Origin of the sequence: Barnesiella sp. An22 (assembly GCF_963931395.1) — a bacterium.
In the GTDB taxonomy this organism is placed as follows: Bacteria; Bacteroidota; Bacteroidia; order Bacteroidales; family Barnesiellaceae; genus Barnesiella; species Barnesiella merdigallinarum.
The window spans coordinates 1,481,904-1,501,948 of sequence record NZ_OZ007014.1 but is presented as its reverse complement, the minus strand read 5'-3'; the positions used below and the strand labels follow the sequence as shown (position 1 = coordinate 1,501,948).

Here is a 20,045-nt window from a genome sequence, read left to right as displayed (position 1 = left end):
AGGTTAAACCAACCTGTTAAAAAACAATAAAAAGAATATATGCTTTTATGTTTTTCGTAAAAGTGTATTCTATATTTATCCCCCCAAGAGAAAATATATAGAATAGTTAATCGTATAACTCACTTTTTATGCAAAAAATCTACTCGACCCAAGGGGATATGTATTCCGTAAAAAACAGCGGTTTCACCCCAACACATACCATCCGATAAAAATCATCCATATTCTAATTTCTAACCGTATGGAGGGGCCTTGACGTCGGGTTCTTCCCTACCTTTAACTCACTTTTTTTTATGAAAAAATTACTATTACTCCTCCCCCTGTGGCTGCTGGCTACCAGCACTTTTGCAGCCGACGAGATGTTATCCAACCCGGGATTCGAAGACTCCTCTCCCAACTTCTTCCTTGGAACCACCTTCGACGAATGGAGTGCCACAGGAATCACCGTGGATGTAGAATCTACCGACAAGGTCGAGGGTGAACAGGCCCTGAAAGTTACCAAAGCTACGCGAGACGAAAGCTATTTGAGCCAAGAGATTGCCGGCAACTTCGAGCCGGGAGCCACCTACCGCCTGCGTATCAAGTACAAGGTGCTGACTTCGCAAAACGGCAGCGACGTCAAACTGAACTGCTATTGGGAATCGCCGCGCGACGGTGAGCTCGAACACGACAGCGACAAGCTGAAAACCGACTTCTTCACCGCCGACTCCTGGACCGAAAAAACCGTCGAAACGACCTTCCCCGAAGGGGCTACCCGTTTCTACTTCAACGTGATGGTGGCCAAGAATGCCTCTGTGCTGTTCGACGACTTCAGCTTCCAGAAGACCGAAGGCAGTGCACCCGTCCCCACCGAACCTACCCTAACGGTATCGCCCACCACCTTTACCGAGCTGTCGACCCAACTCAACAAGTCGGTCGACTACCCCACCGTCACCATCACCCAGGCCAACCTCGACAAGCCGGTGACCATCACCCTCACGGGTAAGGACGCCAAGCACTTCAGCGCTTCGGTACAATCGACCACCGAGCCCTCGCAAGCCGTAGTCTTCACCTACAACCCCACGGTTATCGGCCGCCACACGGCCACGGTCACCATCGAGAGCGCCGGCCACTACGAGCTCACGCAGACCTTCCAGCTGAAGGGCTACTGCATCGACCCCAACAACCCGCCCTCGATCTCGATCGAACCGGCCACCATCCCGGCCTTCACCGCCAAGGTCGACGAGAAGAGCACCGTAACGGCTACCCTCAACAGCCAGAACTGCATCGACTATGTGCGCGCCTCGATCGAACATATCGAAGGGGCAGCCTTCAGCATATCGAGCACCCTCTTTGTCAAGAACATCCCCAACACCGTAGTCTTTACCTTCGCCCCCAAACAGGCCGGTAAGTTCCACTCGAAGATTCACTTTACCACTCTCGAGGGCAAAGAGCTCGTTGTCGACCTCAACGGTACGGCTACCGCTGGCGATACCCCCGTCGAAGAGCCGCTGGTACGGAACTTCAACTGGGACATGAGCAACCCGCGCGAACAACTGTTCGAAACCTTCGACAGTGCCGTCAAGAACGAAAACCTGCAACTCGAAGGCTGGCAGAATGTGACCCGCGAAGGGAACCGCCCCTGGTGGGGATACGAAATCGACGGCGAAAAGATGGCCAAGGCCTCGGGCTACGTATATCAGGAACAAAGCGACGACCAGGTAGAGATGTGGATTGTAACCCCGCCGCTGAGCTACAAGACGGCCGGGAAGACCTTTACCTTCCGCGTCATGGGCGAAAACATCTTTGAGAACTGCCCCACCAAACTCGAGCTCTACTACATCGACACGATACCCAACACGCCCGTATTCTTCCAACCGCTGGAGGTAGGCATACCCGCATCGCCCGACCAAAACGGCGAATGGAACGAGCTCCATGTCAATCTGGAGGGACAGAACATCAGCGACGTCTTCTTCATGGCCTTCAAATATACCGGCCGCTGGGGCAATGAAAACGCCGTGACCTACTACATCGACGATATTGGCTGGGGCCGTACCGACCTGCCCGAGATGACCAGCGACTCGACCCACGTGTCGATGATAGCGGCTCAGGGCAAAGACCAGGTGAGCGGGAAAATCACCGTCTCCACCAAGAATCTGACCGAGCCCATCAAGCTGTCGCTCGGCGGAGCCAACCCGAGCAAATTCAAGCTCTCGACCCAATCGCTCCCCACTACGGGCGGCTCGTTCACCGTATCGTTCAACAGCAACAATCTGGGCGTGCACGAAGCCTATGTGAAGCTCGCCTCGCGTGGTGCAGCCGACAAGTATATCCCCCTGTCGGTTCTCGTCAAGTCGGCCTCGGGTATCGACGATACCCACAGCCAGCCCGTCACCATCGTCCAGACGGGACAACGCCTCCACATCCAGGCCGAAGGGCTGCAACACGCGGCTCTCTATTCGATTGCGGGTGTACTGACAGGCCAATTTGCGGCCGAAGGCGAAACGATACAGACCCCCGAATTGCCCCGGGGTGTCTATATCCTCCAGGTAACGACAACAGCCGGTAAAACGACCCACAAGATTGTACTCCGCTAAAGTGTAAAAGGAGATACTGCGGCTCCCCCCGAGGAGCCCGGTATCGCTCCCGATAACCCTATCCGGCCCCGGCGCGCGACCAGTTCCACGCCGGGGCCGCTCTTTTAAAAGGGCTCGACGAGCATCACAACCATCCCTACCCTCCCCGCAGGTACCCCCGCAAAAAGTTTTTCAAAAAAAAACAGCCAGGCCAACAAACAGGTAACTATTTGTTTCCTTGAAAGATAAAACGGCACTCGATTTTTTTTGAAAAAATTCTTGCCCGATATGTTGTGTAGAAAGAAAAAATGCCCTATCTTTGCCGTCGCAAAACCAAAATGGTGCGGTAGTTCAGCTGGTTAGAATACATGCCTGTCACGCATGGGGTCGCGGGTTCGAGTCCCGTCCGCACCGCCAGTAAAGCGAGGATGACTCCTTTACGAAAACAGAACATGGTGCCTGTAGCTCAGTTGGTTAGAGCATCGGATTGTGGTTCCGAGGGTCGTGGGTTCGAGTCCCATCTAGCACCCCACAAAAGGAGCGAGAACAAAAAGTCCTCGCTCCTTTTGTTTTACCCACTCCTTTGTAAAACCGGGGCAGTAGAGGGATAAGGGGAGCAACGTAAAAAACTGAGGGATTCGTGAGGGATCAACGTAAAAACCTGAGGGATTCATAAGATTAAGCATAAATTTTAGCTAGTCTGAACAAGAAGAACGCCTTATCCTTTACTCCTCTGAACTGCGAACGGAAGCTCTTTATTTTGGCATTGAAGGATTCAGAAGCCGCGTTTGTGGAACGCCTCTCAAAGAAGTTAATGATTTCCAGATAATGTGTCTGTATGGATCTTGCCACTCTGCCAAAAGCCAGGAAGCCCGATTTGTCCACCTCGTCATACCATCTGGCAAGTCTTGTCAATGCGGTATCCTTATGCTTGCACTGGTGATATATCAGCCCGAGTCTCATGGAAAGATAGTAGGCCTTCTTTATCTCGGGATATTCTCTGAAGAGGATTTTGGCTCGTACACGCTGTGATTCGGTCCATAAAGATTCCTTCTTATAGAGAAGATAGATGCTTCTTGCCAGCAGCTGCTTTCTCGAATCCCCGTTCTCGAATACCGGAGCATGATAGATTTTCCCGCAAGCTTTGGCATGTGCTATCTGTATGGATTCCTCATCCAGGGCTTCCCAGCGTGCCTTCACTCTCATTTCCTGAACCTCTTCATAAGCCAGTTTCTGGACATGGAAGCGGTCTGTGACACGGCGTGCGGCAGGGAAGCAGATTCGTGCCGTCTGCTCCATGTTCGGAGCCATATCGAGGGTTATCTCCCTGACCTGAAACCGCCTGCGTCTGGAGAGCTTCAGCAGGACGGATGTGACGATCCTTACATCGGTACCCTTTATGATGGCAATGATACTTCCCAATCCTCCTCTTCTCTCCTTGTTTATCAGGATTGTGTAGAGTTCTCCCTGTGAAAGGTTGACCTCATCAATTCCCACATACGGACCGATATTCTTCTCGAAAAGAATCCATTTTTCGGCATGGGGGAGCTGGTCCCAGCTCTTGTAACCGCTCAAGTGGTTGCGGTACTGACGCTCCAGAAGATCTCCGTCCACGCCGAAGAGGAATCCCAAAAGCTTGCAGCTTACCGGAAGTGTATCAATATAGTTCTTTTAAAAAAGACGCAAATTCTTGCGTCATACGGCTCCCTTCTGCAACCAGCTTCCAGTTGCGGCTTACATAACGGCCATCTTCCTTCACAATCCATCTGCGCCGGCGGATATTCAGGAAAAGTTTCTTGCCACGAACCGGAAAGTCCTGAACCACTACAGGATCATAAAATCCCTTGCTTTCCACTTTCATTTTTGAATGTTCTTCAGGAACTTCATTTTTCTCTTCCAGATATATTACTATTTCCGTACTGCTTTCCTTTACATCCGAGATGATAAAATAATCCAATGTCCCTTCGGGAAGAAGGAGACGATAGCCGTTGCTTTCCATATCTGTTGCTGATTCATTGTTCGCAAAGATACGATTTTATACGGTTTACTCCTCAGGTTTTTACGTTGATCCTTCGTGAGATTAAGCATAAATTTTAGGAGCAGTAGAAAATCGGTGGGGATAACCACACAGTTTAACGATTTTAAAAAAAAGGACTTTTGGAGAATAGGCGTAAAAAAACGTGGGATTCGCAAAGTCAGAACGCAGCAAGGATTAACACCAAAACAGGCCGCCCTCAAAAATTCTGAGAACGGCCTGTTTACAGACTCTACAATTAGATAAACCTTATCTCTTTATCTCGGACAGATGGCTCAATAGAACTTCGACATCGGATAGATGTTCACCGGATAACTGCCCTTGTTTTCGAGATTCATCACCAGCTTCGGCTCATCGCCGCTGCAATCGTAGACGAGGATATTCCCGTCGGAAATCCGGGCCTCGTTCAGGTCGTTCGATACCGATACATAGAGCAGATTCTTGTTCGGGTCGGCTACAACGTTGCAGGTCAGATACTCGGCTTGCGGAGCATCGTTTTTCACCTGGATATACTCCTCGATTTTCCACGTCTTGAGCGAGATGCGGCTCACCGTCAAGGTACCGGCGGCAAAGTAGAGGTAGTCGCCAGCCAGCGTCACGCCCGACGAGTTCATAAACTCGGCCGAGATGTCGGCACTGATGGGTTTCTCGAGTATGACGCTCATGGTCTCGGTGTCGACAAAGGTGAGATAACTTTTCAGGCTGCCCGAGCGGCCGCAGGTAGCCACCACGATTTCGTGGTCGCCCGTGCGACAGATACCGCTGATAAATTCGCCCGAAAGGTCGAGCGAACGGGTCAACTTGTTGCTGTCTTTCGTGAACTCGAAGAGCTGGGTATTGGTCCAGAATCCCCCGCCGGAACAATAGAGGTGATCGCCGATGACGGTCATGCCGCGTGTGCCCACAACGGTCTCGATTGTATTCCCCTGGTTGCCGAAGTGGTATCCACCCTCCACGAGAGTCAACTCGCCGGTCTCGGTATCGAGGCGGAACATGCCCTGTCCGTCGGCCAGAAAGAGGTTATGCTCGTCGATAACGGCCAGATTCTCGAGCGGCGTGACCAGCGGCAACGAGTCGACCACCTCGAGCGAGCCCTCGGGTTTATGAAACTTCAGGTCCTTGAAATGGAATACCTTCTCGCGGCGGAAGGTCTCGGCATCGACAATGACGATAGTCCCGTCGCCCGGCTCGCTGTTTCCCAAATCGGGCACCTCGGTATTGTTGCTCATGATGTAAATCTTGTTTCCATAGAGGTAGAGATCTTGCGACGTATTGCCGCAGGCCGAACCGTTGACGGTACGGTAGACATTCTGCTCGACCTGCCCCTCGGGCGAAATCCAGGTGACCGAGCCGTTCTCCAGACGCGGGGCTCCCTGGTTGAGAATCAACACTCCGTCGGGCGAAGCATATCCGCCGAGAGCCGTGGGCGGATTAGTGCCGCCACCGCCCGTATTACCACCGTTACCTACAAGTTCGGGGTCGGACGAGCAACCGCCCGCCGCAACCATGGCCCCCGTCAGCACGAGGGCTGCAATCCATCTGTTATTCATTGCGCAAAACATATTTCTTACAGATTACTGACGACCGGCCGGGAAATAGAAGCCGGCGGGGAAGTGGGTATAGTTTTCGTATTTGACGGCCGGAGCCTCGGTGCTGGTGGCAAAGTCGAATCCCCAGATCTGGTTCTGCCCGAAGAGGGCATACGACTTGAGGGTATTGATGTAGACACGTCCCGACTTGGGGTGCACGCCCAGTCCGTTGTAACGGATGCCGGCGTTCTTGTCCAGAGCAGAGAGGTCGACCATCCATTGCTCGGCCTCGAGACCCGAGTCGGCCTTGAGATCTTCGCTCTCGTCGAAAGGCAGACAGTAGACCGTCACCCCATCGGCATAGTAGAGGTTGTTGCCATAGGCGGCGAAGGCCTCGCCCGACGAACCCACGGCCGGTTCAACGCCTATGCGGCGCTGAATCATCGAGCGGTCCGACAGGTTGAACTTGCCGATGGCAATCTGTCCCGAGCCTACGGTCGTCGAGGTAGAGGTCATCACCCACATCCGGCCGTCGTCGGCGCCCTGAATGCCCAGCACACGGTTGATCATGCAGGGGATGCTGTACGGGAACGAAATCGACGTCACGGCATCGCTCTCGGTCGAGAGCTCGAGAATCTTGCTCAAATAGCCCGACTTGAAGGTGTAGGCCTTGCCTCCCATCGTCACGAAGCGGCTCTTCGGCGCACCGTCCGAACCGGTCACGAAGGTCAGCGACTTGGCCGTGGGGTCGAAACGGTAGATACCGGCGTTGTCGCGGATATAGAGATGCTGCTCGTCGAGCACGGCGATATGCGTGGGCCAGTCGAGCCCCTGCAGGTCGTCGGTCGTGTAGGCGGCCGTACGCTTCAAGGTGTGGGCATCGGCCACCACCAGCATGCCGTCGTTTTCGAACACCGTGCCGTTGGGGTTCTTGTTGCCATTCTGCGAGATGATATAGACCTTGCCGTTACAGAACGCCATGTCCTGTGCCACGTTGCCCAGCTCGGTACCGTTGACCGTCTTGTAGGCATCGGCCACCACATACCCCTCGGGCGAAATCCAGGTGAGCGAGCCGTTCTCGGTAGTCATGTTCCCCTCGTTGAGCACAAAGACCCCGGCCGGGTCGTCAAAGGCATTCAGACAATACAGCTCCACCTTTTGCGAAAGGTTCTTCCCGCCTGCGCCCGCTACCGTGACGGTGAGCGTAGCTTTTGTTTCGGCATCGGCCGTGGCCGAGATTTCGATTTTCCGGGCATCCTGGTCGACCGTTGCACTCCACCCGGCGGGCAGCGATTCGGTCTTGACCGACTGCACATGCTCTGCCGCATAGGCAATCTCTACTTGGGTATCGGGAACCACAAACACCGGCACATCGGTTGCAACAGCCGTTGTCCACTCAAACTTCGGGTCGGGCATCGGTTCTTCACTCTCTTTCGAGCAACTGCCCATAATCAGAGCTACCGCTACCAGCAGCACGCCCCACATCTTTCTTACTTTCATCATTCTACTTTTGGATAAAAATCTATTATTTAACAAGTTGTTGAAAATTTGCAAAACAAGGTCCCGGGCCGGAGAAGAGACGGCAAGCCCGGCCGTTGCCATATTGTCAAGACGGCAACGCGTCGTGCCTGCCTGTTCCCGGGCAGATGCCCCAACAGGTTTACACAGTACCCCGACACGGGTTATGAATGGCTCGAAAAGCCTGAAAAAAGTATATAGCATTTACGTCGTACATTTAACCGTCCTGTCCACGGGCTCGATTAAAAACAAAAACTGACGGCAGGTCTTCTGACTGACTCCCCACTCGAGGCCTTCCCGATATTGCAATCAGTGGCGTATAGAATTCGAGCGGTTGGCGGAGCTTCACAGCAGCGGGACTGTCCGGGATTTTCACCCGATTCCCTTTTAATCCTCGAGGCCCGGCGGACCTTTTGGAACCAATCGGCTGCAAAATTAGTATTTTTTTCTGGAGAAAGATAACTTTTTGCTTCCTACTTCAAACAGATTGTATATGGTGCAGCTTATAGTCTTTATCCTCAGCGGTCTTGACAACACACTCCCCCCACAAAAAAAGCATGAGCGCATATAGCCGAGATGCGGCTGTATGCGCTCATGAGTTTCTCTGAAGAAGTTTTGCCGGTTCTCTCCTACACCGGCTCCATTTTTTTCTATACTGCCAAACTTATCTTACCAGAACCTTCTGGCCGCCGATAATGTAGAAACCGTTCGGCAGATTCTCGGCAGCAACCTCCCGAGGTACGTTGGCCCGCACCTTCATGCCTTGCAAATTGAAGACATCGACACGGGCACTTCCCGAATCCACACGGTCGGAGACCACAGACTCGATGCCCGAACTCGCCGATTGCCCCTCGAGTATCCAGGCATTCAGCTCCTTTACCCGGGTCGTGGCCGAGGCAAAGGCTTCGATGCCGTTGGCATCGGCTTCGGTGGGGAAGACACGGATGGAGGTAGCCCACTTGTCGTTCACGAAGATGTCGAGGATGGAGTGGTCGATAAAGATATTTATCTTCAGCTCACTCCCCACGGCCGGACGCTCGGGCAAGATGCAACGATAGACACCGTCGTATACGCCGGCGTCGTTGGTCAACCGAGGCAGGGCGCTGAAGTCGGCCACGAGTTCACCCGTTGCCGGAGTGTACGAAACAACGGCCTCGGCACTGCCGCTCTTGAAGATGTGGAAACCGAAGTCGGAGGCACCCACCTCGAATGTGCCGCATATCTCGACCGAGCGTCCGCTCACAGGCGAGAGGTCGAGAGTACCGTTCAGGTCGAACCCCGTGCGGGTAAAGGTGGTCGTGGTGCGTAACCCGGTCAACCCCTCATAAGGTTTCTGCGACAGCGAGCCGTCCTCAGCAATAGACCACTCGCGAGGCAACGAATAGCAGTGAGCCCAACCCAGGTTCCAGTTGGAGACCGACGACAACTTGTCGGGGACAATGCCCAGGGAAATCACCTTGTCGTTGTGCCGATAGATGGTGGGCGACAAGAGACCGAAGCCGTCGCGGGAGTTCAGCTCGACCAGACGCGGTTGCGAAGAATCGGCATCGGGCACAAACTTTCCATCGGCGGCAATCGAGCCCGTCCAGTACAAGGTGTGAACACCTTGCGATGTGTTGAGCGGCGTGACGGTGAACAGCCATCGGCCGTCGGGCATCGGGGTGATGTTGGGCATCTCCCAGAAGGTACCGGCTTCGGCAGCCGACGAGCCCGTGAAGAAGAGGTCGCCGTCGTTGCTCCACATGCCGGTGAGCGGGTTGTAGCGATGCAGAGTGGTTGTGCCTACCCCATTCTTCGAAGAGCCCACAATGATGTAGGCGTTGTCGCCGTTGCGGAAGAAATAGGGGTCGCGGAAATCGTCGGAGAGTCCGCTGGGGCGACCACCGATAATGGGGTTGCCGGGCAACTTGCTCCACTCGTTCAGGTTGTCGGCGACAGGCGTGGCCTGCGCAATCGTGGCCTTGGCATAATCTACGGCCGTATAGAGGATGTTGGGCTCTCCGCCCGTCACCTCATCGTCGGCAAAGAGACAGCCGCTCCAGCACCCCTTGATGTCGTAGGCGTCGCCGGGAGCCAGGGCAATCTTCTCCTCCCGCCAGTCATAGAGGTTTTCGCTCGAGATATGTCCCCAATGCAAGCGGGCCATGTAGGGGCCGTCGGCATTCTTCTGGAAGAAGAGGTGGTAGCGGCCGTCGGCATAATACATGCCGTGGCATTCGTTGGTCCACCCGGCGGCAGGCATACCGTGGAAACGCGGACGCAGCAAATCGTCGGCAAAGCGCGAGGCCGGTATATCGAGGTCGGGCTCATGCTCGGGTTGCCAGGTCTGTATCTCGTCCAGCGACTTGGCCTCGTTCCAAATCGAAATATCGTCAATCAGTCCGTTGAACGACATCAGCTCGAAGGGGCCCGACAGGCGGGACTCGGAGCCCTGCCCCATGTAAAACGAACCGGCGGCAAACGAGACAGAACCGTTGGCCCGGCTCGAGCCTACCTCCACCCCGTTGTTGTAGAGCTTGATCGACCGGTTGTCGCAGTCGATTACGGCCACCAGGTTGTTCCAGCTATACGTGGGGAGCGGCGTGCTCGCCTCGATACTTACCGGCCAACCGCCGATGTAGGTCTCGAAACTGTACTTGCCGTTAAAGCCGAGGTAGAAACCGAAGCCCGTCTTGCTGTCCCGGTCGAGACAGGTGACGATGGGGGTCTTCTCCGACGTATCGGTATCGATTTGGATAATGGGATAGCACGGGAGGGCCACCCATACCGAGACGGTCATTTGCGTGGCATCGGCAGCCAGGATATTGTCCAGACGGGCATCTACCCGCGAGGTATAGCCGTCGAACCTTAAGGCGGCACCTACGGCTCCGTCGACATTCTCGGGGGCGAAATTTCCCTCGACCGTAAAGCGGTCGCCACTGATACGCTCCTCGATCTGCCCGGAATCGACATTCATAGGAAAATGGGCAACCAGTTCGGCATTTAACGACAACGCCGACGCCATGGCGGCAATAACTGAAAATGATTTAATCCGATTCATTGATACAAATTCTTTTGAGGTTTGGCTGGATACGACACAGATGACGCACCTCGACAGAGAGGGTTACGCCATCTGTGTTTCAATAAGTTTTATTTCAGATAATCGAGAATGTTCATAGTCAACTGCTCGATGTTGTGCTGATAGGGATTGGTACCCGAGTTCTGGTTCCACTCATAGGCGGCAAAGCCGTTGGCGATGCAACGTCCGTGCTCGGCATTGGCATAGAACTCGACCAGACCGGCCACGCAGTGGTCGCGCACATGGCCCCAGGTGGCCAGCACGAGGGCGTTGGTAGTCACCTCGAAGTTGCGAATCACGTCGGGATAGTTGCCTTTCCCGTAGATGTTGCAATCCCACAAGCAGTTGTGGTCTTCGCGTTGACCGGGACCGATGAGCGGCAGGCTGTTGTAGCCGTAGTTGTTGGGGTCTTCCATCGTGAGGCCCTCGTATACGGGATGCGAGGTACGGTCGTAGAATCCCTGGTCGCTGCCGTTGCGGAAGTCCCAGCCCAGGTAGGGATTGATGGTCCACACGTCGGTACCCGTCCCGCCTTCGCCGTTACCGTAGGTCGTGGGAGGCATGGTCGACGGCACGAAGCCGAGGGGTACGGTGAGCTGCGTAGCCATGTTCGAGAGGTAGAGGCTGCCGCCGTTGGCCGAGTATTGGCGCAGAGCGGCGATGGTCTCGTCGGAGGTTATCTCGGCCGGCAGGTTCTCCCACCCGAGAGGCAACCCCACGCGGTCTATCTCGATCCAGAGCACGGGATAGATGTCGGCATCCAGGTCGGCAAGCTGCGAGGGTTGGATGAGTTCGGCATTCTCCTGCTCCATGAACCAGGCGGCCGCAGCCCGCTCGTCGTCATCGGGGAGCTGCTGGATGGTGGCGGCAGTCATCAGGTAACCCATCTTGGGGGTGATGTAGGGAACCGTCACCTGTACCGAAGTACCCTTCGACGTATAATACTCGTCATATACCAGGGCCACGGTGTAGGTCAACTCCTGGTCCATCGGCTGGCCCTTCATCTCGCACGAGGTAGCCGACGCCTCCAGCACGACGGCGGCATCGGCCTCGTCGGCTCTGAAGACCTTAACGGCCGTAATGCCCTCTTCGTCGGGCAGGGTCCAGTTGAGTGTAACGGTACGGCCGCTCACCGAAGCCTCGAGGTCGGTCACATTGGCCAGCTCGATATAGGGAATCGTAGCCGTCACCGAGACACCCTCGGATACATAGCCTCCGTTGTAGAGGACTTTCACCGTGTAGAGATACTCCTCTTCCATAGGCTGCCCCTCCACCGAATAGGAGGTTACGCTCCCCTCGAGGCGTGTGGGGTTCGACGAGTTGCCGTTGGTAATCAGCAATACCCCCTCTACCCCATCGGCTGCGGGCAGACTCCACGAAAGATTGACCACATAGCCGTCGATGTCGGCTCTCAGGTTACTCACCTTTTGCAAATCCGGAATTTCGGTATAACCGGTCGGCTCAAATTCCGAGCATGCACCAAACATACCGCACAGCGTGGCAAGCAGTATGAAAATGCCATAAGATATTTTTTTCATCGTACTTTCTGATTTAATGTGTTATTTATACAAGTCTCCTGCATTGTCTACCTGGTTGACAGGAATCGGGAAATAGATTTCGTCGCTCGAGAGATTGGCTCCCTGGTAGTAGGTCCGGATTTTCCCTTCGGTTTCGTAGTAGTTGTTTACCGTTTCGACTACCGTACCCCAGCGCACGAGGTCGAACCAGCGCAGACCCTCCATAGCCAACTCGAGGCGGCGCTCCATGCGCACAGCCTTGCGGGCATAGTCCTGATTCCAGCCCGTAGCCGGATATTCGCTCACCTTGTAACTGGCCACCATGGGGTTGCAGTCGATGGGTTCGTACGAAGCGTCGACCGAGCGGGCGGCCTTGCGGCGCACGTCGTTGATGAGGGTGCGAGCCTCCTCGAGATCCTTGTTCTGCTCGATCAGGGCCTCGGCCTTCATCAGCAGCACGTCGGCATAGCGGATGAGAAGACCGTTGAGCGACGAGGCTCCCCAGGGCACGATACCGGGTTTGACATAGGGCGACTCGGGTGCCGGATAGGGCTTTTTGCCCGAATACTGTCCGTAGAGCTCGAGGTTGCGGCACCACTTCTCGTTATACTGGTGCGAACGCCACGGCATCCCGATACGGCCTACCGTAAAGTCGAGACGGGGGTCGATGTTGCCTTCGAAATCGGCACGGTCTACATTCTGGTCGTCGGGAGCACCATCGAGATAAGGCAGACCATTTTCGTCGGTACGGAAGGCGTTGACCAGATCTTGCGAAGCCAGATAGAAGTCGTCGCCGTTGCCATAGAGGTTGCCTTCGGACCAGGTACAGTTCAGACAGTTGTTGTAGTTATACTGGTCGGGCGAGTTGGCCGACGAGAACTGGATGGCCAGTATCGACTCGTACTGGTTGTTGTACTCGGGTTTCGACATGTCGAGGAAGTTGGGATAGAGCTCGTACTGATGGCTGTCGATTACGTAGCCGGCATAGGTCTCGGCTTCGGCCCAATCGGAGGTGAAGAGGTCGACACGAGCCAGCAGGGCAGCAGCCACATAGCGGTTGAAGCGGCCCACCTCGGCCTGCGTTGGGGGCAGTATCTCGTAGCTGTCGCGCAAATCCTGTTTGATAAACTCGGCAATCTGCTCGCGCGAATACTGGTCGGCCCGGCATTCGCTGGGGTTCACGACGGTTTCGTCGAAGTAAGGGAACTTTTCAAAGATGCGCAGCATATCGAAGTAGAAGTATGCCCGCAACGTCTTCATCTCGGCCACATACGAGTTTTTCTCCTGGTCGGAAATCGAGGTAGAAGCCTGGATGCCGCGGATGGCGGTGTTGCACCGGCTGATCGAATAGTAGTTGTTGCGCCATTTGAAGGTGACCACATCGTTGTCGCTCTGCACATTGCCAATCTCGAGCTGGTGGATGTAACCCTCCATGGTCACACCGTCGCCCCCCTTGAGGGCGTCGTCGGACCGCACGTCGAATACCCAGTTGTTGATAGGGCCGGCAAACGACTCGTTATTGCCGAAATAGTGGTTGAGCAGCGACGCATAGGCCGAGGTCATCAGGTCGAGAGCCTCCTCGTCGCCAATCTGTTCGTCGGTAAACGTACCTTGCGGTTTGGTGTCGAGCATATCCTCGCATGAATTCATGGTCATGCCCATTGAAAGGATAGCTGCAACCCATATTGCTTTTTTTGCTATGTTTTGTATCATGTTCATGGTTCGTCGTTTTGAATGTTAGAACTGGAAATTCACGCCCACCGTAAAGGTGCGGGGACGGGGATATGCACCATTGTCGATGCGTGCACCATACTCACCGGGAAGGATTTCGGGGTCGAGACCCGTATAGGAGGTGAGGGTAAAGACATTCTCTACCTGCCCGTATACCTCGAGGTTCGAAGCACCTATCTTCTTGATGAGATTCTTGGGCAGTGCGTAAGAGAGTTTCAGGTATTTCATCTTCATGTAGGAACCGTTCTCCACGTAGTACGACGAGAAGCGGCTCTCGTTGTTGTCGTCGGTCAGCGACAGGGCCGGAATATCGGTATCGGTATTGGTCGGGGTCCAGGCATTCAAGATCTCTACCCCGCGGTTGGTCGAGAGGTTGCCGTAGTTCATCGAGAGCAACTGACGCTTCATGTGGTTCTGGATGTCGAATCCGAAATCGCCGGCAAAGAACATGTCGAGCGAGAAGTCCTTGTAGCGGAAGGTCAGGTTCAAGCCCATCGACAAGTCGGGGTTCGGGTCGCCGATGATGCAACGGTCGTTGTCGTCGATTACCCCGTTGCCGTCGAGGTCACGATAGATGAGTCGGCCGGGAGCGGCACCGGTCTGGGTAGCGTGGTTGGCTACCTCGACCTCGTTCTGGAAGATACCGTCGCACACATAGCCGTAGTAGACACCCATGGGCTGACCCGGGATGAGCCGTTGGTCACCGCCGATGAAGTTTTGCCGCGAGTTGAGCTCGAGCAGTTTGTTCTTGTATTGGGCTACGTTGATTGAACCGTTCCACGAGAAGTCGCCATACGAGGGACTGTTGTAGCTGAGGGCGATTTCCCAACCTTTGTTCTCCATCGAACCGGTGTTCAGCCACATGGCCGCATTCTCGCCAGCCACGTCGAGGGCGGGCGGTATCGTCAGCATGTCTTTGGTCTTCTTGATGTAGTAGTCGGCACTCAGACCCAGGGCTCCGCTGAAGAACTGGAAGTCGGCACCGATGTTGTGCTGATAGGTAGTCTCCCACTTCAACTCGGGATTACCGGTGCTCGAGAGGGTGATGCCCGACGTGGTAGACGAGTTGGTTCCGCTGATGTCGTAGGCACCGTTGCCCGTATTGAAGATGTAAGTCGAGTAAGCCGGGTAGAGCGAGGGGATATTGGCATTACCGTTCTGTCCCCAGGAGTAGCGGACCTTCAGGTCGCTGAGCACGTTGTTCTGGGGGAAGAACTCCTCCTGCGTGGGTCGCCAGGCCAGTGAGAAAGCCGGGAAGATGCCGGCGCGATAGCCTTTGGCAAAGCGTGAGTTTTCGTCGCGACGGATGGTGAACGATGCCAGATAGCGGTCGGCATAGTTGTAGTCGACTTTACCGAAGAGTGAGAATACCGACCATTGCGTCTTGCCGCCGCCGTTGCTGCGGGTACCCGTACCGGCGCCTATCTGCATGTAGTCGGGGTCTTCAAAGGCATACCCTTCGCGCGAAGCCGACAGGTCGCGGAACGTATAGCTGATGGCCTCGGTTCCGAGCAGCACGGTCAGGTGGTGCTTGTCGGCAAAAGTCTTGTTGTAGTTGGCGGTATTGGTCCAGGTCCAGGTATCGCCCTGACCGTATACGCTCGACACGCTGTTTACATCGCCGGGGTTCACCGTACGGCCGAGCGTGTGGTTGAAGTATTGGCTGTGCTCGATACCGATATTGGTCTTGAGCGAGAGGCCCTCGATGGGTTTCAACTCGAGGTAGGCATTACCCAGGATACGCCACGACGAGTAGTCGTTGTCCTTGGCATTCTCGATGAGCTGCACGGGGTTGGTCAGGTCCGAAGCAATCAGCTCCAGAGGACGGGCCCACGAACCGTCAAGACCGCGCACGGGCAGTGCCGGGTGCTGGCTCATGGCCGTGAACGGCACACCCCGGTCGCCGGCAACATCGACACCCCGGTTTTTCCAGTGGGCCAGCATGAGGTTCTCGCCCACCGAGATATACTTGTTGAAGTCGTATCGCGAGTTGATACGGGCCGAGTAGCGCTCGTAGAAGGTCTCCCGGATGTTACCGTCCTGGTTGATGTAGTTGAGCGAAAGCATCACCGAACTCTTGTCGGTATTGTTCGAGATAGAGGCGGTGAGGTTGTTGGTCCAGGCCGTGCGGTATACCTGGTCCTGCCAGTCGGTATTGGTGGTAGGATAGTTGGTATTGCCGGCCACGTAGGGTTGCAGCACCGGAGTCTCGCCGTTGCCATAGAGCACATGCGAGGGGGCTATGTTCGAGTTTTTCGAAGCAGCCCAGTAGGCTATGCCCCATTGGTTGGCATCGAGCATTTCGTAGCGGTTGGCAATCGTCTGGATGTTGGTCGAGTAGTTTACGTTGACCGTCATGCGGTCGCCCTTGCCCTGCTTGGTGGTGATGACTACCACGCCGTTGGCGGCACGCGAACCGTAGATCGAGGCCGATGCAGCATCCTTCAGCACCTGCATGGACTCGATGTCGCTCGGGTTGATGCAGTTGATGTTGTCGGTAGGCACACCGTCGATGATGTAGAGGGGGTCGTTGCTCGAGTTGGCCGTAGACATACCCCGGACACGAATCGTACCGGTACCGCCGGGAGCGGCATCGGGCACTACGTTCACACCCGGCAACCGGCCGGCCATGGAGCTCATGATGTTACCGGAGTTCTCGCTCAACGGCTCCTTCATGTCCATGACCGAGACCGCCCCGGTAAGGTCGGCTTTACGAACGATTTGATAGCCCACGACCACCACGTCGTCGAGCACTTCGGAATTTTCGCCCAGATGGATGGTCATCTCCGGCGTGGCTTTGGCCTCGGTCGGATTGAATCCAATGTACGAAAACTTCAAGGTTGCACCTTCAGGGACGGAGATGGTAAAGTTCCCGTCAATGTCGGTAGAGGCTCCGGTTTGGGTCGACTCACAAAGCACGGAGGCTCCAATGAGAGGCTCTCCGCCGGACTTTGAAAGGACCTTCCCATGCACAGTGATATTCTGTGCCTGCGCCATGATTGCCATAATAAACAGCAATGTTGCACTGAGAATTGTTCTTTTCATATTTATTTATTTTTATAAGAATTTCTATCGCAAAAATAGGTTACAAAAGCCCCTGCCGTTATAAAAAATGTTGTACAAGTTATCAAAATTTAAGCGATGCACGTTTTTTGATAGAAAATGCCCCAATTTTAATAGTCGACCAAACGACAAAAAAACGCACCTCTACGGTTGTATAGAGGTGCGCCACAACAGGATTAGTCGCAATGCCTATTGTTGTGCTCGATTATTTCGTCAGCTTGTTTCGAACCTCGGTAGGGGTCTCGCCATAGGTATCGCGATAGCATTTTGTAAAATAGGCCGGGGTAGAAAAACCTATTTCGTAGGCAATCTCGCTTACCGTTTTGTCGGTCGTGGTCAAGAGCTCGCGGCCCCGTTGCAAACGCAACCGACGTATCAGCTCAACCGGAGCGTAGTTGGTGAGCGACTTGATTTTGCGATAGAACTGAGAGCGTTCAAGCCCCATCCTGGAAGCTATCGTATCGACATTCAAGCTGGCATTGCCCATCTCTTCCTGGAATATATCCAGGAAACGGTTGTAAAATTCATTGTCGATATCGCCCGCAGGTGTGCTTTTGGCCGGCAAGGGTTTCCCCTCCTCCTTTCGATTGCCTTTCAGGACAGACGACGAGAGCCACAGCTCCTTTATCCGCTTACGATTGGCTATGAGACTGGCACATCGGGCTTTCAATACGGTACTGTTGAACGGCTTTGAAAGATAGCCGTCGGCTCCGCTGTCATATCCCTGAGCCCGCTGCTCGTCCATGGAGCAGGCAGTCAGCATCAAGACCGGTATATGCGATGTCGAAATCTCGTTTTTGATGCGCCGGCAACATTCCAATCCGTCCATTACGGGCATCATCACATCGCAGATAACGAGATCGGGCACATACTTGACAGCCAACCGCACTCCCTCTTTACCGTTCGAGGCTGTAATTATGTTGTAGTCGGCCCCCATCAACTCACCGATAAGGAGCTGAATATCCCGGTTATCGTCGACAATGAGGATAATGGGCTTGTCCTCATCGAAGGTAATGTGCGTATCGATTACTTCAAATTCGGCCTCGACATCTTGCTCATCGATTTCCTTACCGACATCGATTGTAGTTTCGGCCACATGCCTTACCGGCAAGGTCACCGTGAAAACCGAGCCTTTGTTCAACGTACTGTCTACGGTGATGCTCCCCCCATGCAACTCTACAAATGCCTTGGCGAGCGACAATCCTATACCGGAACCCTTGGGATGGACACGATCGACCTGATAGAACCGATCGAATATGTTGCCGAGGTCTCGCTCGCTTATCCCTTCGCCGGTATCGGAGACCTTGAACGTGAGGTCCGTACCATCGCATTCGTACGAGACAGTAATCGAACCATTGTCGGGCGTGTATTTGAACGCATTGGAGAGGAGATTGAAAAACACCCGCTCTATCTTTTCCAAGTCGATAGCCAGTGCCAGCCGCTCGTCGGCCGACGGGCCGACCAACGACAACTTTATATCGCGCTTGCGGGCTATGGCATAGAACGACTCCAGCCAGTCCCGGATACATTGATTGAAATCGACCTCGGACAAGTGAATATCCAGTTTCCCGTTCTCATATTTACGGAAGTCGAGTATCTGGTTGATCAGCCGCTGGAGTATCCTGACGTTCTTATCGGCTATTTTCATGAGCGTATGTTGCTGCGGCGTGAGGTTCTCGGCAGCGGCCAGTTGGGCAACCGGTTCCGAAATAAGCGTCAGCGGCGTACGCAAATCGTGCGACACACTGGTGAAGAACACCAGTTTGGCCTGAGTGGCTTTTTCGAGCTGCTCATTCAGCAACTTTTGCTTATCACGCTCCTCCTCAAGAAGTTTATTCTGCGACAAGAGCTCTTTCTGGTGCCGACTGCGCTGCCAGTAGGCCCGCAGCAGAAGGAACCCGACACCACACAACAGAACGATAATGGCTACACTGGCATAGAAGAGCGAGGTCTGCGAGGAGTGCTGAGCCCAATAATCATCGATTTGGACTTTCAACAACTCTATCTTATGAGTCTCCTCCTTCAACGTCTCGTTCTGCAACAGCAGAATATCGGCATTGCTCAAATCTACGGCCGACGAAACAGGCAAAATAGTCTCCTTTTTGTAAGGTTCGTCCTTCAAGATGGCAAGAGCCGTTTGAATGAGTCGGTGCCCCTCGGTAGGATACAAAAAGGTTGCGTCGATAATACTATCGGCAACGGCCTGTATGCCTATATTGGGAGCGGCATCGATGCCGATTATCTTGATATGGTCGCGTAGACCGAGACGACTCGCCACCTCCGACGCTCCGATGGCCATACGGTCGTTATGGGCATAGATGAGGTCTACATCGGGATAAATCCTCAATAAAGAGTCGGCAACGGGTATCGCATCTTCCTTGTTCCAGTTGCCGGAGACGCTGGCCAACAAGGTTCCACCCGACGCCACAAACTCCTTGACAAAGCCTTCGTGCCGGTCTTCGGCCGGAGTAGACCCCCTCAAGCCGAATATCTCGATGGCTTTTGCCCGGTTCCCGAGCAAGTGCTGCGCATAGTGGGCCGCCGACTGCCCAAGCCCCTTGTCGTCTACACCGATGCGGGCCGTATAAGAGTCGCTGTTTATATTCCGGTCAAAAATAACCACAGGAATCCCCCGCTTGTATACATCTTCTATAATAGGCGTAAGAGTCTCGGCTTCGTTGGGCGAGACGATGATGATGTCGAACCCGTTCTTGACAAAATAGTTTATATCGCTTATCTGTTTTTCACTACTGTCATCGGCCGACCGAATCTCCACGACAGCTTCCTTGTGAAACATAATCTCGCGGTTTATCTCGTCGTTCATCTTCATGCGCCAGTCGTCCTGGCTGCACTGCGAAACACCTATCCTGTATACTTTGCTCTGGTTACAACCGAACAAGGCCATCAATACTGCCAGCCAAAAACCGTATGATAAGATTCTGTACATCGTTATGTGTGCTTTGTATCCGCAAATTAAACTATATTCTCATAAAAAAAAGCGTGTATAAGGTATTAAAAATCGGGCATAACAACAAATTTGAT

10 protein-coding genes, 2 tRNA genes and 1 riboswitch are annotated in these 20,045 nt (G+C 54.2%); of the genes, 3 read left to right on the top strand and 9 right to left on the bottom strand.

The features are described from left to right. The first annotated feature begins 290 nt into the window (after nt 1–290). The 3 genes from ABGT88_RS06035 (at nt 291) to ABGT88_RS06025 (ending at nt 3,084) form a co-directional block, all read left to right on the top strand. Nucleotides 291–2,573 carry a carbohydrate binding domain-containing protein gene (locus tag ABGT88_RS06035; protein WP_346700998.1) on the top strand — a complete coding sequence of 761 codons (2,283 nt, stop codon included), beginning with the start codon at nt 291–293 and terminating at the stop codon, nt 2,571–2,573. A 319-nt stretch (nt 2,574–2,892) separates the two neighbouring features. Next, nucleotides 2,893–2,969, top strand: a tRNA-Asp gene (locus ABGT88_RS06030). 38 nt (nt 2,970–3,007) lie between these two features. Next, nucleotides 3,008–3,084, top strand: a tRNA-His gene (locus ABGT88_RS06025). Nucleotides 3,085–3,230: 146 nt separating this feature from the next. Here the strand turns inward: ABGT88_RS06025 and ABGT88_RS06020 are convergent. From ABGT88_RS06020 to ABGT88_RS05980, 9 genes are all read right to left on the bottom strand, one after another. Then, nucleotides 3,231–4,151: a transposase gene (locus tag ABGT88_RS06020; RefSeq protein ID WP_346702831.1), complete on the bottom strand. Its 921-nt coding sequence runs from the start codon at nt 4,149–4,151 to the stop codon at nt 3,231–3,233. 58 nt (nt 4,152–4,209) lie between these two features. Next, entirely contained in the window at nt 4,210–4,551 is a 342-nt protein-coding gene (locus tag ABGT88_RS06015) for a hypothetical protein (protein WP_346700957.1), read from the bottom strand. A 311-nt stretch (nt 4,552–4,862) separates the two neighbouring features. After that, nucleotides 4,863–6,137: a DUF5074 domain-containing protein gene (locus tag ABGT88_RS06010; protein ID WP_258326991.1), complete on the bottom strand. Its 1,275-nt coding sequence runs from the start codon at nt 6,135–6,137 to the stop codon at nt 4,863–4,865. Between the two features lie 24 nt (nt 6,138–6,161). After that, nucleotides 6,162–7,619, bottom strand: coding sequence for a DUF5074 domain-containing protein (locus tag ABGT88_RS06005; RefSeq protein ID WP_087407685.1), 1,458 nt, complete (start codon nt 7,617–7,619; stop codon nt 6,162–6,164). 257 nt (nt 7,620–7,876) lie between these two features. After that, nucleotides 7,877–8,073, bottom strand: a riboswitch (cobalamin riboswitch). A gap of 225 nt (nt 8,074–8,298) precedes the next feature. Then, nucleotides 8,299–10,674: a LamG-like jellyroll fold domain-containing protein gene (locus ABGT88_RS06000; RefSeq protein WP_346700996.1), complete on the bottom strand. Its 2,376-nt coding sequence runs from the start codon at nt 10,672–10,674 to the stop codon at nt 8,299–8,301. A gap of 89 nt (nt 10,675–10,763) precedes the next feature. Further along, a complete protein-coding gene (locus tag ABGT88_RS05995; protein WP_087407687.1) occupies nt 10,764–12,230 on the bottom strand; it encodes a DUF4960 domain-containing protein in 1,467 nt (488 codons plus the stop codon). Between the two features lie 21 nt (nt 12,231–12,251). Beyond that, on the bottom strand, nt 12,252–13,928 hold the full coding sequence (locus ABGT88_RS05990) for a RagB/SusD family nutrient uptake outer membrane protein (protein WP_087407688.1): 1,677 nt from the start codon (nt 13,926–13,928) through the stop codon (nt 12,252–12,254). Nucleotides 13,929–13,946: 18 nt separating this feature from the next. Beyond that, nucleotides 13,947–16,985 carry a TonB-dependent receptor gene (locus ABGT88_RS05985; RefSeq protein ID WP_258326994.1) on the bottom strand — a complete coding sequence of 1,013 codons (3,039 nt, stop codon included), beginning with the start codon at nt 16,983–16,985 and terminating at the stop codon, nt 13,947–13,949. A gap of 223 nt (nt 16,986–17,208) precedes the next feature. Beyond that, nucleotides 17,209–19,950 (bottom strand): substrate-binding domain-containing protein, encoded by a 2,742-nt coding sequence (locus ABGT88_RS05980; protein WP_087407690.1) that lies wholly within the window; start codon nt 19,948–19,950, stop codon nt 17,209–17,211. Nucleotides 19,951–20,045: the final 95 nt, after the last annotated feature.

Excerpts from the sequence above, each read along its gene's own strand:
- ABGT88_RS05980 (WP_087407690.1), bottom strand. The coding sequence starts at position 19,950 with ATGTACAGAATCTTATCATACGGTTTTTGGCTGGCAGTATTGATGGCC.
- ABGT88_RS06000 (WP_346700996.1), bottom strand. The coding sequence starts at position 10,674 with ATGAATCGGATTAAATCATTTTCAGTTATTGCCGCCATGGCGTCGGCG.
- ABGT88_RS06015 (WP_346700957.1), bottom strand. The coding sequence starts at position 4,551 with ATGGAAAGCAACGGCTATCGTCTCCTTCTTCCCGAAGGGACATTGGAT.
- ABGT88_RS06005 (WP_087407685.1), bottom strand. The coding sequence starts at position 7,619 with ATGATGAAAGTAAGAAAGATGTGGGGCGTGCTGCTGGTAGCGGTAGCT.
- ABGT88_RS05985 (WP_258326994.1), bottom strand. The coding sequence starts at position 16,985 with ATGAAAAGAACAATTCTCAGTGCAACATTGCTGTTTATTATGGCAATC.
- ABGT88_RS05995 (WP_087407687.1), bottom strand. The coding sequence starts at position 12,230 with ATGAAAAAAATATCTTATGGCATTTTCATACTGCTTGCCACGCTGTGC.
- ABGT88_RS05990 (WP_087407688.1), bottom strand. The coding sequence starts at position 13,928 with ATGAACATGATACAAAACATAGCAAAAAAAGCAATATGGGTTGCAGCT.
- ABGT88_RS06010 (WP_258326991.1), bottom strand. The coding sequence starts at position 6,137 with ATGAATAACAGATGGATTGCAGCCCTCGTGCTGACGGGGGCCATGGTT.
- ABGT88_RS06035 (WP_346700998.1), top strand. The coding sequence starts at position 291 with ATGAAAAAATTACTATTACTCCTCCCCCTGTGGCTGCTGGCTACCAGC.